This is a genomic window from Spirosoma migulaei, from assembly GCF_054776855.1.
On the sequence record NZ_BAAHBG010000002.1, the window covers coordinates 112,512 to 129,553 of the forward strand.

The 17,042-nt window shown below is 48.6% G+C and carries 9 protein-coding genes; 4 read left to right on the plus strand and 5 right to left on the minus strand.

Going from position 1 to position 17,042, the window contains the following annotated elements:
* Nucleotides 1-37: 37 nt before the first annotated feature.
* The 5 genes from ACYVGO_RS01600 to nirB form a co-directional block, all read right to left on the minus strand.
* Nucleotides 38-3,307 (minus strand): fibronectin type III domain-containing protein, encoded by a 3,270-nt coding sequence (locus ACYVGO_RS01600; RefSeq protein WP_460967072.1) that lies wholly within the window; start codon nucleotides 3,305-3,307, stop codon nucleotides 38-40.
* Between the two features lie 534 nt (nucleotides 3,308-3,841).
* On the minus strand, nucleotides 3,842-4,513 hold the full coding sequence (locus ACYVGO_RS01605) for a response regulator transcription factor (protein ID WP_142776552.1): 672 nt from the start codon (nucleotides 4,511-4,513) through the stop codon (nucleotides 3,842-3,844).
* A gap of 2 nt (nucleotides 4,514-4,515) precedes the next feature.
* Entirely contained in the window at nucleotides 4,516-6,000 is a 1,485-nt protein-coding gene (locus ACYVGO_RS01610; protein WP_460967074.1) for an ATP-binding protein, read from the minus strand.
* Between the two features lie 17 nt (nucleotides 6,001-6,017).
* Nucleotides 6,018-6,371, minus strand: a complete 354-nt coding sequence (gene nirD / locus ACYVGO_RS01615; protein WP_142776554.1) for a nitrite reductase small subunit NirD — start codon at nucleotides 6,369-6,371, stop codon at nucleotides 6,018-6,020.
* Nucleotides 6,372-6,485: 114 nt separating this feature from the next.
* Entirely contained in the window at nucleotides 6,486-9,035 is a 2,550-nt protein-coding gene (gene nirB / locus ACYVGO_RS01620; RefSeq protein ID WP_460967076.1) for a nitrite reductase large subunit NirB, read from the minus strand.
* Nucleotides 9,036-9,315: 280 nt separating this feature from the next.
* On the opposite strand from nirB, the gene cobA reads away from it, so the two are divergent.
* The 4 genes from cobA to ACYVGO_RS01640 all read left to right on the plus strand — a co-directional run bounded on the left by cobA (nucleotide 9,316) and on the right by ACYVGO_RS01640 (nucleotide 17,026).
* Nucleotides 9,316-10,074 carry a uroporphyrinogen-III C-methyltransferase gene (cobA, locus tag ACYVGO_RS01625; RefSeq protein WP_460967077.1) on the plus strand — a complete coding sequence of 253 codons (759 nt, stop codon included), beginning with the start codon at nucleotides 9,316-9,318 and terminating at the stop codon, nucleotides 10,072-10,074.
* Nucleotides 10,075-10,470: 396 nt separating this feature from the next.
* Nucleotides 10,471-12,015 carry an alginate export family protein gene (locus ACYVGO_RS01630; RefSeq protein WP_460967079.1) on the plus strand — a complete coding sequence of 515 codons (1,545 nt, stop codon included), beginning with the start codon at nucleotides 10,471-10,473 and terminating at the stop codon, nucleotides 12,013-12,015.
* A 43-nt stretch (nucleotides 12,016-12,058) separates the two neighbouring features.
* A complete protein-coding gene (locus ACYVGO_RS01635) occupies nucleotides 12,059-13,360 on the plus strand; it encodes a NarK family nitrate/nitrite MFS transporter (protein ID WP_460967081.1) in 1,302 nt (433 codons plus the stop codon).
* A gap of 96 nt (nucleotides 13,361-13,456) precedes the next feature.
* Nucleotides 13,457-17,026, plus strand: a complete 3,570-nt coding sequence (locus ACYVGO_RS01640) for a molybdopterin-dependent oxidoreductase (protein ID WP_460967082.1) — start codon at nucleotides 13,457-13,459, stop codon at nucleotides 17,024-17,026.
* The last annotated feature ends 16 nt before the right edge of the window (nucleotides 17,027-17,042 follow it).

Sequence of the window (17,042 nt, forward strand, 5' to 3'; positions counted from 1 at the left end):
AGGTAGTAAGCAAGCATACATTCTCTTGCCTGCTGAATTACAGCCCCAGTTTTAACTGAGCACTTGTACCGAAACTTAATTTTTGGCCAGACTCGAAGCCTACCTGACGGGCATTAGCTATATAGCTGGCCGGAATAGTCACGATGTGTTTAATCCACACCACATCGGTATTCGTGGGTATGCGGTTACAGGACCAGATCATGGGATCATTCCAAGCGCCAGTTTGAATCGTATACATGCTGGAGCAGAGAGGGTGAGTTTGAAAGAAGTAGGATGTACTAAATGCTGAATTTATCGATGGATAACAAAGGGACTTTACCTGCCATTCGTAGGAAGTATTAGGCGTAAGACCCGTAATGCTAACGTTACCTGCATAGTTAGCTGTAGAAAGATTGGTAAGCGTAGTCCAGGTAGTGGTACCTGCTACCCGATAGCGGACTTCGCCCGGCGTGTTAGGCTCAGAAAAAGCAAATAACCAGTTCACGATTGCCGACGTATTAGTAAGATTGGTTACCGCAGGATAAGCCGGATAGGGTTGGCTACATGCGTTGGTTGTGAAATAAGTTTGATTAATTGAAAAATCACCTGTTTGCCCATCCGAACAGTGAGCTCTAACCTGCCACTCGTATTGAGTGCTACTGATTAAGCCAGTTACTACCAGGCTGGTTGTTGTTAGATTACTAAGCGTGGTGAAATCCTGTTGGCCTACCCGTCGATAGTTTACATCATAGGTAACCTCAAGGCCCATTTGTTTCCAGCTCAATAAAACCGAAGAAAACCGGGCGATTGCCGATAAATTAATGGGCGTCTGGCATTGGGTCGTAAAGTTTGGGCCTGCTGTAAAGGCGCCCACCTGCGTGTCTGAACAAAGCGTACTGATCTGCCATTCATAAGTTGTATTGTTCGTTAATCCTAACAGATTGTAAAAGCCTCCAGTCGATGAAGCTGTCAGACCATTGATCGTATACCAGTTTGGGGTGCCTATTGGACGGTAACTAATATTATACTGGGTATCGGGATCGTTTGAAATTGTCCATACCAGTTGTACTGATGTTGAAGTGATCAGTAAACTTTTCAGATTGTTGGCCACCAGTTGATTACAGCCAGTTGTAAACGTTTTCGTTACAGAGTAATTGGATGCAGTATTTGCTGTACACGTTGTTAGTACATGCCACTCATAGGTAGTACCAGCAACCAGACCTGTTAATGAATAGGAGGAAGAGGACAAGCCTGCCATAGTAGTCCAGGTAGGACTACCCACGGGTCGGTATTGAACGGTATAGGTAGTAGCCGGATCCGGTGAAGCACTTACCCCCCATTGGAGAATTGCCCCTCTGGAAGTAGGTATATTAGACAGTCCAGTGGGTGTTCGGCAGGTAGTGGTAAAGGTACTCAGAGTGGTATAGGGTGAACTTTCAACCGCTCCGCAAATATTTTTAACCTGCCATTCATAAGTTGTATTATTAGTCAGGCCCGCAGTCACGGTGTAGCTGCTGCCGTTGTATAATTCGTTTGGTATTCCACTAACTGTGATCCAGTTGGTTGTACCCACAGGCCGATAGCGAAGTTCGGCTGAGGATCCGGGCTCCCCAGAACCTATAGTTGACCAGGAAAAACTAACCAACTCTGCCCCTGGATTATTAGCACTCGTAAAAGAAGGAGGGTTGCAAGCTCCCGTTGTAAATGAGTGCGGGGTGGTATAATCCGAACCTATGGGAGGTGAGCCTGGGCAAACTGCCTGTACCTGCCATTCATAGGCCGTTTGAGATGACAGACCGGTTAACGAATAGGAGGTGGTTGAGTTGAAGGTAGTACCAGTCAGATTGCTAATAGTAGTCCAGTTGGTAGCCCCACTGGGTCGCCACTGAAGGGTATAGGCTTGATTACTAACCCCATTCCAAGATAGAGATGCCGAAATGCGGGTTGGGCTGCTGGCGGGAGAAGAGGGTGTGGGACAACCTGTTGTGAAACTCACGGGACCCGAATAGCTGGCACTACCTACTGCTCTTACCTGCCATTCATAGGCCGTATTAGTTGATAAACCGCCAAGGCCAGTATACGGCTCTGGTGTCGTGCCTTGTGTCATCCAGGTAGCTGCTCCCTGTGGACGCCATTGCACCTCATATTGTGCGCCTTCTCCTATACTATTCCAACTCAGTCGGGCGTAATCTCCCAGAATGCCAGTTGTGGTCAATCCGGTTATGGCAGGCACAACGGGTGTGATAATAGAAATAACTGAACTGATGCTGCCCGTTGTGGTATTAGAAGGACGAATTCGATAATAATAGGCTGTTTGTGGTGCGGCCTGGTTATCTCTAAATGCGGTTTGGTTGGTTGCTACGCCACCAATAGAAACAAAACCGGTTGTTGGAGAAGTAGATCGTTCAATGAAGTAGCCCATTTCATTGTTGGCGTTGTCTTTCCAGGTTAGCAGCACTGAAACGTTATTACTGGCTGCTGCTAGATTAGTAACAGGTGCTACATCCGTGGCGGGGAAATCGAGCGTGTAGGCCGTATGTGTTTGACGTAGGGCTAATCCAGCCTGCATTCGGTCGTACTGGCCAGGGGTGAAGTCGTGTGTGCAGGCAAAATAATAGGACATTATGTTGGTGACTAACGGCGTGAAGGCATCGCCATTGGCATCACGGATCGAGTTATCTGAATTATACTGCGGGCAACCATTCACATTTATGGTCAGGTTACTACTATTTGTGAATGGGTCTGCTGGTGTATCACAGATTAGATCGCCTGCAGAGCTGCAATTTGCGCCGGCTCCTCTTGTCACCAGTTCATTCGTAAACGACGTACCGTTGGAATTTCCAAATGTGTGAATCAGGCTAAAATTATGTCCCAGCTCATGGGGAATCACAAAATTGCCTACGTAATCTGCATCTGTATATTCACCTGCCAGGATAAACGACCGGGTTGAATAGATATAATTATCAGGATAATAGGCCAGGCCATTTAGCCCTGGCTGCAAAAACCGATTGACATAATACTGATTTAGTGCGTTGGGGGAGTCATAAGCATCTACCGACTGGTTGCCATACGTCTGATACATATCGTCATTATCAATATAATCAGGCGTAGTTCCGGCAAAGTAAAATTGGATGCCAAATCCATTTAATAAATAATAGTTGTTGGTGAGGGCTATTGCCTGATTCAGGTTAGCTAAACTAAAGCCCCCTGTGCCGTCGCTCTGGCGAATAATATGCGGGCGAATAGGTACATAGGTAATGGCGGTAAACGCAGTATTAGAGGCTCGTTTGCGTTGGAGAGCCAGATTAGCCTCTTGTACCAAAGACAACGCCTGAGCGGGTGTTAGATCTACTATACCACAAGTTGCTGAGTCAGATGGCAGAACTATCTGTGAACACGCGGATTGATAAGCACTGAGCCAGAGCATTAGCCCAATTGCGAACAGGAGGGACAAGGATACATGCTTCATATTGTACGGTCAAGGAAGGCAGTGATTGGTTTTTGAGAGCAGTGAACGGAATGCAAACGTTGTGGCAAGTGATCTACTAAATGCAGTAAATCCGTACAAACAGGCGAATGGCAGAGTTAATGGAGCCTCGTTGTTCCCGAAAATGCAGCTTACCAACGGTCTCATTTGCAACATAAAAACTAGAGCATAGCAAGTTAGATACAATTAAAAATAGGAAGCGAGTGGGTATACTTCCAAAAGGCTAAATTGTCCCCAATTGGAAAGAAATTGTCCCCAAATTGAAAGTGTATTAGGTTCTGATAAGCGATCTTATATCGGCTAGGCTATCGCTAAAACAGCAACGCTCCCACTAGAACTAGCGGGAGCGTTGCTGTTTTAGCCGAATCAATAGATCTATCGGTTTTTCTCTTCCAGAGCAACCCGAATTAAATCAACGGTATTTTTTACTCCAGCTTTACGGATAATGCTTGCTCGCTGATTGGCAACGGTGTTCGGGCTTATACCAAAGCGGTTCGCAATTTCGGGGCTGCTCATGCCCTCAATGAGACAGGTTAGAATCTGGGCTTCGCGCGAGGTAATTTTGTTCCAGATGGATGTTCGTTTGGGCTCGGCCGCTCTCGCTTCTTTTCGTTGGGTATTGTTGGGCAGCACTAAATGCTGGATAATTACCGATGAGGCATTTGGTGGATAGTACAAATCACCACTGAAAACCGTGCGGACAGCCCGTAATATTTCTTCAAGCCCCGTGTCTTTCAGAATGTAACCCGCAGCCCCATGTTGTACCGCCTTTATAATATAGTCCGGGTTGTTGTGCATGCTGAACATCAACGTTCGAACGCGGGGGTATTGACTGGAGATAACTTTGAGGGCGTCAATACCCGACATCCGGGGCATAGTGATATCTAACAGTAAAACATCTGTCTGAATACTGGAAAGTAAGTCAATTGCTTCGTCGCCGTCGGAGGCTTCGCCCACAATCTGTATATCGGCTTCATCTTCCAGCAACATCCGAATCCCCTTTCTTACCACAGAATGGTCATCGGCTATGAGAATTCGTATCGACATGGCTAGTTAAGGTTATCTACTAGATTAACACTAACGCGGACTTTCGTTCCCCTTTTAGGCTTCGTTGTAATGGTTAACTCACCGTTGAGCAATCGGGTTCGAGTACGCATATTATCGAGACCGTTGATTGTTGGTAACACCTTTTCATCGGCCGTATACGCTTTCATGACAAACCCTTTTCCATCATCTTCTACGGATAAAAGCAATTTATGCATATCCTGCTGCAAGGTAATTTTTATAGTTTTTGCTTCGGCATATTTCACGGCATTGTGCAAGGCTTCCTGCGCAACACGATATAGACCAATCTCCATGGATGGGCTGAGCCGTTTAGCATCCTTTGAGCCGGTAAAGACAACAGGAATACCTACTGATCGGGTTGTTTGTTCAGCCAGGAGTTGCAGGGTAGGGCCTAAACCGAAGTCGCTTAACGTTGAAGGCATCAGGTTATAGGAAACCTGCCGGGTTGTTTGAATCGTGTCGGCAATCAGATCGCATAGTTCCGCAAAACGAAGTCGCTGTTTTTCATCCGTAAATGACGTGGCCTTCAGCTTTTCTGCGTGTAATTTCAGGCCGGTAAGCATCTGACCGATGCCATCGTGGAGTTCACGGGCAAAGCGCCGACGCTCTTCTTCCTGACCTTCCAGCAATGCCGCCGATCGAACGGTATCTTCAGCCAGTTGAAGCTGATATTTTTCCTCGGTAGTCCGTAATAACTCACGTTGAGTATCAACCAGTTTCCGATTAGAAGCGGCCAGATTTTGATTCGTAGCTTCTAACTCCCTGTTAGTTAGCTCCATGTGGTTATTCGCTAGTTGCAGCGCCTTCTCCGACCTGTCCAGTCTACGGATAATATGACGGGTGTAATTGACCACCGGTCTAAAAACAAATAGGCCCTCAACCAATAGAGTCAACAGCGTGGCAATGGTAAGCAACCACTCGATTCGTTCAAGCCGTTTTACCTGATCAAAGCTTTCGGTATCAAACTGAAAGACGATTGCATTCATTTGCTGTATGAATGGGAACTCATCGCGTAAAATGATTTGAAGTGCCGCCTTTTTCTCATCAAGTGTGCTGCTAGGATCGTTGATGCGGCTAAAGTGGTTAAAAAGGGACTGAAATATGGGGGCGACGCGCGTAAACATGCTATCGAGTTGACTGCTCTTTCGAACCGTATAGTCCTTTTCCATATGCAGCATGCCGTTCCGCAACTGAATATGACTCTGACTCCAGGACTGGAGTAGCGAATCGAATGAAACGGTATCGGCGGCAGTAAGCCCCTCAATCCGAAGCATAGCTAACTTTGTCAGGCGCTGACTAAGCATCCGTTGCCGCCCCGCCACATTCACTACCCGGCTGTCATCGTAATGAGTGCTGATGGTATGCTTGATAAACAGGAGCCCGCTCAAAGATAACACGGCAATAACCGTGAGGGCTATCATATAAAACCGCGTTAGTCGGCTGGCTACCTGTTGATCGAGTTGAGTCATTTTGTTGTGGTATTCGGTTATACCCCAATATACACCATTCCATCTGCTATTTTGACCGGGAAGGTGTCAATCTCGTATCCGTCATCATTCAGGCATTGGCCCGTTTTGAGCGAAAACGTCTTCTTGTGAAAAGGGCAAGCCACCTTAGGTTCTTCGCCCTGGCTGCCGATCATACCCCGCGACAGAGCCATCTGTTGGCGATGCGGGCATTCGTTCGCGGTTGCGTACCACTCGCCCCGGCGTGCAAAATTGAATATGGCAATCTGCCGACCGCCGAGCAGCACACAGGCACCTCCATCTTCAGGAATATGTTCAGTTTTACAGGCAGGATGCCAGGTAATTTCGTTTTTATGTATTGTTAGTGTTTCCATTGTCTTTGATAGATTGTCATTCAGAAGTCATTAAGGGTCATTCGGTTGGTATTAATGGTTGATGACTACCGATTGGCAATCTATGACTATAAGTGCCCACCGAATGACTTTCCTTTAAACCCACTCTTTAGCTCGCTTCTGATCGCGCAAGGCGTCAAATTGAACCGTTGGGTCTTTTTGCTCGGGTACATTTACGAAATGAGCAAAGCGTGCACGGAGTTGTGGGTTATCCACTACTTCTTTCCATTCACATTTGAACGTATCAACCAGCAACTGCATCTCGCGCTCCAGATCGTTGGCAATGCCTAATACATCGTCAATAACAACGGCCCGTAAATAAGCCATGCCACCTTCCAGCTTGTTAAGCCAGGTAGCTGTGCGAGTCAGCGGATCGGCGGTTTTGATGTAGAACATCAGGAAACGATCAATGTAGCGGATACAGGTTTCTTTGTCCACATCAGAAGCCAACAATTGGGCGTGTTGGGGTTTGGAACCACCATTGCCACCTACATACAGGTTCCAGCCTTTTTCGGTAGCAATAATGCCGAAGTCTTTACTCTGGGCTTCGGCACATTCGCGGATACAACCCGATACGCCCGACTTGATTTTGTGCGGAGACCGGACGCCTTTGTATCTTTCCTCAACCTCTATGGCGAATGAGACCGAATCCTGTACGCCATAGCGGCACCAGGTACTCCCTACGCAGCTTTTTACGGTACGCAATGATTTTCCGTAGGCGTGCCCACTCTCGAAACCCGCAACGATGAGTTCTGCCCAGATAATGGGTAAATCGCCGACGTGAGCCCCGAACAAATCAATGCGTTGGCCCCCTGTGATTTTAGTATAGAGACCGTATTTCTTAGCAACCTGCCCAATCACAATCAGCTTATCGGGTGTTATTTCACCCCCTGGAATACGCGGCACCACCGAATATGTGCCGCCTTTCTGGATATTGGCCAAAAAGCGGTCGTTGGAATCCTGAATCGTAGCCCTGCCTTTTTCCAGGATATTCTCATTCCAGAGACTTGCCAAAATGGAGGCAACTGCGGGTTTACACACCTCGCATCCATCGCCATGACCAACATGGTCCAGTACGGCGTCGAAGGTTCTCAGGCTGTTGATTTTTACTAAATCCAGGAGCTCCTGACGGGTAAAGTCGAAGTGTTCGCAAAGGATGTTACGGACGTACACACCCTTCTGCTTCATGACACCCTGAATAATGTCTTTTACCATGGGTGTACAGCCTCCACAACCGGTGCAGGCTTTTGTCGCTTTTTTTAGCGCATCGATCGTATTATGGCCATTCTCGCCAATTTCATGGCAAAGCATGGCTTTCGTTACGGCTTCGCAGGAGCAGATCAGGGCATCGTCGGGCAAACTCATTACTCCGGCCCCGGCTTCTTCGCCACCCCGTGAGCCCAGAATCAGATCCTCGGGATCAGGCGGGAGGATGGTTTTGTTCTTGCAGGTTTGCAGGAGCATAGTATACTGGTCGGCATCGCCTACCAGAATACCTCCTACTAGTTCTTTCCCATCTGCCGAAACGTTGATCCGCTTGTAAACGCCTTTCGCCTTATTCTCGTAAACGATTGTTCGACAGGATGGCTCAGTTGCAAATGGATCACCAAACGAGCCAACATCCGTACCAATCAGCTTGAGCTTCGTGGACATATCGTAGGGCTTGAATTCCTTCTCTTCACCCATTAAACGTGATGCGACTACCTCAGCCATTTCGTAGCCGGGAGCCACCAGTCCGTAAATCATGTGGTGCGCTACAGCACATTCACCAATGGCGAAAATGGATGGGTCGGAGGTTTGCAGGAAGTTATCGACAATAATCCCTCCACGTGGGTGCGTATCCAGCCCAGATGATTTTGCCAACTCATCACGCGGGCGAATCCCAGCCGAAATAACCAGCATATCAACGTCTATACGCGAACCGTCGGCAAACAGTAGGCCGGTAATTGTATCGTCGCCAGTGATTTCCTGAGTGCTTTTCGATAAGTGAATCTTGAGCCCCAGCGATTCCAGTTGCCGTTGCAGAATACCTGAGCCCGCGTCGTCAATCTGCCGGGGCATCAGGCGCGGGGCAAACTCTATTACGTGGGCTTCTTCCATCCCTAAGTCGAGTAGGGCTTTGGCGGCTTCGAGCCCCAGCAAACCTCCACCCAGAACCGCTCCCTTCCGGACCAATCCAGGCCGGCCCACTCCAGGCGGGGCTTTACGTGCGTGGGATTGAATAAGGTCGAGGTCTTCAATAGTACGATAAACAAACACGCCATCTTTCTCGACACCAGCCACGGGGGGCACAAACGCGCCAGAACCTGTGGCTAGAATCAGGTAGTCATAAGGTACTACGATTCCGTGGTGTGAGCGAACCACTTTTTGCTCCCGATCAATGTCAACAACAGGGTCCGTCAAGTAGAGAGTAATTCCGTTATCGGCGTACCAACTTTGAGGGGCAAGTGTCAGATCATCGGCAGTTTTGCCGTCGAAATAGGCACTTAAATGAACCCTGTCGTAGGCTACACGTGGTTCTTCCCCAAAAACTGTCAGTCTAAATCGTTGTTCATTTTTTTCTTTGGCTACTATCTTCTCGCAGAACTTGTAGCCCACCATGCCATTGCCAATGACGACGACACGCCTGTTTGTGTTTGTGTTCATAGTTGATTGTAACTATAACATTGTGAAAACCCCGTTTTATTATTGTATTTATCTAATAAAATAGCCTTTTTCCTCCCAAAATAGGCTAGTCAAAAGTAAGAGGTGTTTTTGGTAAATCCTAATGAATAATTTTGTTATAGGTTGAATACGAAACATATTTTTTTGAAAAAGGCTTGTTTTTAAGAATTTCATCTCTACTTTTGAACCATAAATATTCAATAGTGGTAAATATCTATTAATAGTACAATACCACTATTTAACGGGTAAACGGTAAAGTCAGATGAAGCCAATGCTAACACTCGTGGGGGCGGGTCCCGGCGACGGCGAATTGATCACCTTAAAAGGGATCAGGGCGCTCCGACAAGCAGACGTTGTTTTATACGACGATCTTGCGAACCATACTTTACTGGAGTTTGCGCCTGAACAGGCTCTGAAAATCTACGTGGGTAAACGGGCTGGTAAAGCGTCGTTTACGCAGGAAGAAATAAATGAGCTGATTGTCCGGTTTGCGCAGGAATATGGCCACGTCGTTCGGCTTAAAGGGGGAGACCCTTATGTATTTGGGCGCGGATTTGAAGAGTACGAGTACGCCAGGCAGTTTGGTATTCGGTGTGAAGTGGTACCGGGGGTGTCAAGTAGTATAGCCGTTCCCGCTTCGCAGGGTATACCTGTCACAAGCCGGGGGGTTAGCGAGAGCTTTTGGGTAATTACCGGTACTACACGTAAGGGTGAGCTTTCCGATGATCTGCATCTGGCAGTTCAGTCGAAAGCAACCGTTATTGTGTTGATGGGAATGAGTAAAATAAATGAGATATGCACGCTATTTTGTGAGGCCGGACGCGACCACCTGCCTATGGCAATCGTGCAGAATGGTACGCGCGCTGATGAGCAGTGCGTACTAGGTCAGGTCTGGAATATACCGCAGTTGGCAGCAGAGCAAGGCGTGGGGGCGCCCGCTGTGCTGATCATCGGCGAAGTTGTTGCGCTACACCCGTCTTATCTGGCCGAATGTATGCGAAACTTCTCTATGGCCTACTGAGAAAGTTTAACGTTTGGCGTTCGAGGTTTGAAGTTGTCGTTCTCTATTATGTTTGTTTCTACTAGGGAATCAGTTAGTAGTGAACCTTAAACTTCGGACTCCAAACGTCAAACTAAACAAGAAAAAAGCCGATCCGGTGTGGGGGCACCTTTGGATCGGCTAAACGGGATTTGTCTATGCGAAAAACACAAACGCTTCAAAGAAAATGAAAAATAACAGGTAAAGCAAATTAGCGCATTCATGCTATCGGCCTGGCAATAGCCCGCCGGTTAGCCGTCTTCTCTTCTTCCAGGTCACGCTTACGGTCTGTTCTACACCGCCTTACCCCAATTCGGGTAGGTCCACTCACTGTTGTTTCTACCATTCATTTTCTTCTTAATCGGATTGCCTATTCGTATGAATTATATAATCAAACGGGTGTCATTAGCCGCTGTTATTCTGCTACTAACCCAATCAACACTATTCGCTCAGTTCTCGCTCATTGGCCAGGTTCGAACTCGGACCGAACTACGTAACGGGCTTGGTAACCTCGCTCCAAAAGATGCGCCTGCTGCCTTTTTTACCTCACAACGTACCCGGCTTACGTTTGGCTACAAGTGGGATCGTGTACAGTTTCAAACGTCTATTCAGGATGTTCGGGTATGGGGACAGGATGCGTCTACCATCAATAATGCCGACGGGAATCGCCTGATGGTACACGAAGCCTGGGCCGAAGTAACGCTGGCTAATGGTGCCGATACGACCATCAAATTTAAACCCATTCAGAACCTTTCCCTTAAAATAGGCCGTCAGGAGTTGGTTTACGACGACGTACGTTTATTAGGTAACCTCGACTGGCTTCAGCAGGGACGCCGGTTTGATGCCGCCTTGCTGAAAGGTCAGCACAAGGGCTGGGCGCTTGACCTCGGCGTGGGCTTCAACCAAAATACCGACGCGTTTGGGATCGTAGGTGATAATTACACGGCTGGGAATGTGCCTGCTTCGGCTTTGTCGAACAAAAACGTAACTCTGGTAATTCCAGCGGGATTTATACCAACATCGGGTAAGGGGGGGGCACCTGTATTGGCCACGCCATTGAGTACCAACGGGCAGAATCAGCAATTCAAGTCGTTTCAGATGGCTTACCTGACACGCAAATTCAACCAGACAAAATTCTCGGCACTGTTCTTTAAAGATGATTTTCAGAAGTACCGGTCCGATTCACTTGGGAATGCTACGGCGGGTTACGTATATGGGAGACGTTATGATGTTACCGGTACAAATTCACGCCTGACGTATGGGGCCATGTTGACAGGTTTGTTGGGAAACAACTCATCAAAATTTGGTAATGTACAATGGCAGGCATTTGCGTATGGCCAAAGTGGCAAAGACCGGGATGGCTTAAGCATCAAAAACGCGTACCACTACGGTGGGAATGTGATGTTCCAGAAAGGACTGCTAAGTGTTGGTCCCGGTTATGAAGTGCTATCAGGCAACGATGCCACAACAATCCAGTCGGGAGAAACCAGCCGATTTGATCCACTGTATGGAACGCCACACCGGCATTGGGGCTATATGGACTATTTCTATGTGGGAACGGGCTCACCATCGGGTGGGTTGAAAGATGCGTTTCTGAAGTTCAAATACACGGGAACACGCCTGACCACTACGTTTGATGTTCACTACTTCGCGCTGGCAGCTCCAACCTACAATAAAATGCCTGATGCCACCGCCGGTACGCTCCTGTCGACTAAACTGGGTATGGAATACGACTTCGTGGCGAATTATATGCTCAACAAGTTTACGAGCCTGGAATTTGGCTATTCGGTCATGAATGGGACCAACAGTCTGGAGTATGCAAAGCAGGGCACCATGGACGAAAAGAGTAAGATCGGCACCTGGGCTTATCTGATGATTAACATCCGCCCTGATTTCTTTGCCGCGAAAGCAGCCACCAAATAGACTCATCGAACAACTATTTCCTCGTTTTCTAAACACAACTAGCATGAATCTCACATCAAATAAACCGCTCGATTCGCTAAACATATTCAACGTAAAAGGTGTGCAGATGCGGACCTTCCATATTACGTGGTTAACCTTTTTTGTCTGCTTTTTCGGCTGGTTTGGATTGGCTCCGCTGATGCCCGCCATCCGCGCCGATTTAGGGCTAACCAAACCACAGGTGGGTAATACCATCATTGCGGCTGTATCTGCTACAATCCTGGCCCGCCTGGTCATTGGTCGGCTGTGCGATACCTGGGGGCCGCGCAAAACCTATACAGCCTTACTGGTACTGGGTTCATTACCAGTTATGTTCGTTGGTCTGGCGCATGATTACACCACATTTCTGTTGTTCCGACTGGCGATTGGTGTCATTGGCGCATCGTTCGTGATTACGCAGTTCCATACATCAATCATGTTTGCGCCGAAAATCAAAGGCACAGCCAACGCCGTAGCGGGTGGCTGGGGGAACCTGGGCGGAGGCATCACGCAACTGGCTATGCCACTCATCATGGCCGCTATCGTTGGCTTCGGCTATACAAAGCCCGAAGCCTGGCGGCTGGCAATGATTTTTCCGGGCGTGCTAATGCTCATTATGGCATTCATCTATTATCGCTTTACCAAAGACACACCTGCGGGCAACTATGCAGAGATCGAACGGTCGGTGGCAACAGAGGAAAAGGTAAGTTTCTGGGCAGCCTGCGCCGACATCCGCGTCTGGGCGCTGGCCCTTGCGTATGCCTGCTGCTTCGGCATGGAAATCACCTTTGATGGAGTAGCCGCGCTTTATTTCTTTGATAATTTCAAACTGGCCGAAACAGAAGCCGGTTTCTGGGCCATGCTCTTTGGCGGCATGAATATTTTTGCCCGTGCTCTTGGCGGAATTTTGGCTGATAAAGTCGGCAATAAATACGGGATGCGCGGCAAAGGCATCCTGCTGGCAGGCATGCTGGTACTGGAAGGAGCTGGAATCATGCTGTTTGCGCAGGCGGGTAGTTTGCCGCTGGCTATCATCTCCATGATTACGTTCGCCCTGTTCTTGAAAATGTCGAACGGCAGCACCTACGCCATTGTGCCTTTCGTGAACCCTAAAGCAGTCGGTGTTATTTCTGGTGTAGTGGGTGCGGGTGGGAACCTCGGTGGAATGTTGATGGCCTTTCTGTTCAAGTCGCAGTCCATCAGCTACGGCCAGGCCTTCCTATACATAGGCTGTATTGTAGTTGCTGCCGGATTGCTCTTATTCCTGGTGAATTTCAGTAAAGAAGTTGTTCTGGAACAGGCAGAAGCGGAATTGCAGTTGAATTAAGGGAGAAAGGGAAGAGAGGTAAGAAAGGAATGAATTTATTTCCCTCTTTCCCTCGTCCCTTTCCTCCCTCTCCTATTTTCCTCTCCCTTTAAAATCATGACTCATCAAACGACCTGTTGCTATTGTGGTGTTGGCTGTGGAATTGTGGTCAAACAGGAGCCGAACGGACGATTGACCGTTGAGGGCGATAAGCAGCACCCATCGAATCGGGGCCTGCTTTGCTCGAAAGGGATGAATCTACATTATACGGTTATGGATCAGTCGGATCGACTGCTGCATCCGCAGATGCGTCTCAACCGGAATATGCCCATGCAACGGGTAAGTTGGGATGCCGCCTTAGAGCGTACAGCTGCCGTGTTCAGGACATTTATCCAGAAATATGGCCCTGGTTCCGTCGCGTTTTATGTATCGGGGCAGTGCCTGACCGAAGAATATTACCTGGTTAATAAGCTCATAAAAGGGTTTATTGGCTCAAATAACATTGATACGAACTCCCGCTTGTGCATGAGTTCGGCGGTAGTTGGCTATAAACTATCATTGGGCGAGGATTCGGTGCCGGTTTGTTACGATGACATCGAAGAAGCCGACGTTTTTCTGGTGCAGGGGGCAAATCCTGCCTGGTGCCATCCCATAATCTGGCGTCGGATTGAAGCCCACAAAGCGGCTAACCCACACGTCAGGATCATTTGCATTGATCCCCGCAAAACCGATACGGCCCGGTCTTCAGATCTCCATTTACCCATTCGTCCCGGAAGCGATATTGTATTGAACAATGCCATTGGCCGGTTGCTGATCGAAAACGGCGATATTGATGCTGAGTTCATTACTAATCACGCAGACGGGTTTACGGCCTACAGCGAGCAGGTTATGAAGCGCTCGATCAGCGAAGCCGCGGAGATTTGTGGTATTTCTATAGAAGGTATTCAGCAGGCCGCGGACTGGATTGGCCGCTCGAAAGGCTTTCTCTCACTCTGGACAATGGGCCTGAATCAGTCGGTCATTGGGGTGAACAAGAATCTGGCCCTGATTAACCTACACTTAATTACGGGGCGGATCGGTAAACCCGGCAATGGACCATTTTCGCTTACGGGTCAGCCGAATGCGATGGGTGGCCGTGAAACCGGAGGATTAGCGAACGTGCTGCCCGCGCACCGTGATGTAACAAATGCAACTCACCGTGCCGAAGTCGAAACCTTCTGGAATAGCCCGGTTAAAATAGCCTCGAAACCCGGCCTGACCGCTACGGAAATGGTTGAGGCATTAGCCGATGATCGCTTGAAAGCCATCTGGATTATCAATACCAATCCGCTGGTGAGTATGCCTGACCTTAATGCAGCCGAAAAAGCGTTAAAGAATGCTCGTTTCGTTGTTGTTCAGGATGTATCGAACCGGGCTGATACCGTGCAGTTTGCCGATGTCGTGCTACCCGCTGCAGCCTGGCTTGAGAAAGAAGGCACCATGACCAACGCCGAACGACGGATTGCACACCTGCCCAAAGTTCTCGATGCGCCTGGAGAAGCCCTGCCTGACTCAGAAATCATCTGGCGATTCGCTCAAAAAATGGGTTTCGGCGATGCCTTTACCTACGCAAACACATCGGACGTTTACGACGAATATGCCCAACTCACCGCTGGAACGAACGTTGACATAACGGGGGTGAGTTATAACTTACTCAAGGAAAAGCGCACTGTTCAGTGGCCTTATCCGGCGGGAAACGGGGAGCAGGAGGCAGGGAAAACTGGCACCAAGCGCCTATTCACCGACAACAAATTCTATACACCCAATGGCCGTGCGCAAATACACGCGGTGCCTGATGAAAATACATCTGAACCAACCGATGGTAACTTTCCGCTTGTCTTAACCACTGGTCGTATCCGCGACCAGTGGCACACCATGACCAAAACGGGTCGGGTAGCCAAGTTGAACCAGCATAGCCCGCAGCCTTTCCTGCAAATCCACCCGGATGATGCCAAAGCACGCGATATTGAAGAGGGGCAACTGGTTGAGGTGCGGGGACGCCGGGGTGAGGTTCGGGTGAAGGCTCAACTGACGGATGATGTGCGTCCTGGCTTGTGCTTTTTACCGATGCACTGGGGCAAGAAGTCGGTGGGTGATTCGGGGAATAGCAATCTGAATCGGGCTAATAACCTGACCAGCTCGCTCGTTGACCCGCGTTCTAAAGAACCTGATTTTAAATTCTCGGCAGTTGAGGTGGTTCCTTATAGTAAGCCGGTTGAAAAAATCATAATTATCGGTGCCGGATCAGCGGGTTTGGGTTTTATCAACGCCTATCGCGCCTTGAAATCGGGCCGGGTGGATAGCCCTTCTACGCCGGTTAACGACGAGATACACGTTTTCTCCAAAGAGATTTACCCCTTCTACAACCGGGTTCTTTTGCCCGATTACATTAGTGGGGCGCAGTCATGGGAGCAACTTGTCAAACTGCGTGAGGATCAGTTTGAGGAGGCCCGCATTATTGTTCATAAAGGTGTTGGTATTGCTCACATTGACCGGAATGCGAAGGTTGTAGTTGATACCGATGGCATAGAACACACCTACGACAAGATTTTGCTGGGTACCGGTAGTCAGGCGTTTATGCCTAAAGGAATCCCTCGTTTGCCAGGTATTTTCAATATGCGTTCACGGCTCGATGCGGATTCGCTTATGCCCTTCCTTAATCAGCGTGATCCCCACGCCGTTATTGTTGGTGGTGGGTTGCTGGGTCTTGAACTGGCAGCTTCCCTGCGTCAAATTGACGTTCGGGTAACAGTTATTCAGCGGGTAGGCCGGTTTATGGAGCGTCAGCTCGACCCATTAGCCAGTGAATTGCTTTATTTAGAACTTCTTGATCGAGGCATTGATGTTTATTTCAATGAAGAGGTTCAAACCTTTATGGGTACGGATCACGTTGAAGGAGTTCAATTAAAATCAGGCAAAAAGATTGATTGTCAGGTAGTCGTCGTTGCTATTGGTACGGTGCCCAACATTGAACTCGCCCGGGAATCCGGTCTGACCTGCAACCGGGGCGTAGTCGTGAATGATTACCTGCAAACATCGGACCCCGATATTTTTGCCGCTGGCGAAGTAGCGCAATGGAACGGACAGATGTGGGGCATTACCCTGGCTGCTGAACAACAGGCTGAAGCTGCCGCCCGATTTATTGCTGGTGATATTTCGCAGCCTTACAAAGGCAGTTTGTCTATCAGCATTTTGAAAATGGAAGGTCTGCACTTGTGCAGCATGGGCCTAACCGAAGTTCCGTCTAATGCTGGTAGCAGTTATGAAGAAATCGTCTTCATCGACAAGTCGAAACGGTATTACAAGAAGTGTATCGTTCAGGGCGACAAGCTCATAGGGGCTATTTTAGTCGGAGATAAAAACGAGTTTGCTGAATTCCGTGAGCTCATTGCCAATGGGACTGAATTATCTGAAAAGCGGCTTCAACTCCTGCGGGCCAGCAAAAAAGTTGATCCTGTAGAAGGCAAACTGGTTTGCTCCTGCAATACAGTTGGCCAGGGAAATCTGGAGCGGGCTATTCAGGCTGGCTGTACCGATTTTCAGCAGTTATGTCAGAAAACCGGTGCCGGAACAGGCTGCGGCTCGTGTAGGCCCGAGGTGCGGAGTATTTTGGAGAAGATGAGTGAGGCTATTCTAGTTAATGAATAATGTACAATGGAAAATG

Excerpts from the sequence above, each read along its gene's own strand:
- ACYVGO_RS01605 (WP_142776552.1), bottom strand. The coding sequence starts at position 4,513 with ATGTCGATACGAATTCTCATAGCCGATGACCATTCTGTGGTAAGAAAG.
- ACYVGO_RS01610 (WP_460967074.1), bottom strand. The coding sequence starts at position 6,000 with ATGACTCAACTCGATCAACAGGTAGCCAGCCGACTAACGCGGTTTTAT.
- nirD (WP_142776554.1), bottom strand. The coding sequence starts at position 6,371 with ATGGAAACACTAACAATACATAAAAACGAAATTACCTGGCATCCTGCC.
- nirB (WP_460967076.1), bottom strand. The coding sequence starts at position 9,035 with ATGAACACAAACACAAACAGGCGTGTCGTCGTCATTGGCAATGGCATG.
- cobA (WP_460967077.1), top strand. The coding sequence starts at position 9,316 with ATGAAGCCAATGCTAACACTCGTGGGGGCGGGTCCCGGCGACGGCGAA.
- ACYVGO_RS01630 (WP_460967079.1), top strand. The coding sequence starts at position 10,471 with ATGAATTATATAATCAAACGGGTGTCATTAGCCGCTGTTATTCTGCTA.
- ACYVGO_RS01635 (WP_460967081.1), top strand. The coding sequence starts at position 12,059 with ATGAATCTCACATCAAATAAACCGCTCGATTCGCTAAACATATTCAAC.
- ACYVGO_RS01640 (WP_460967082.1), top strand. The coding sequence starts at position 13,457 with ATGACTCATCAAACGACCTGTTGCTATTGTGGTGTTGGCTGTGGAATT.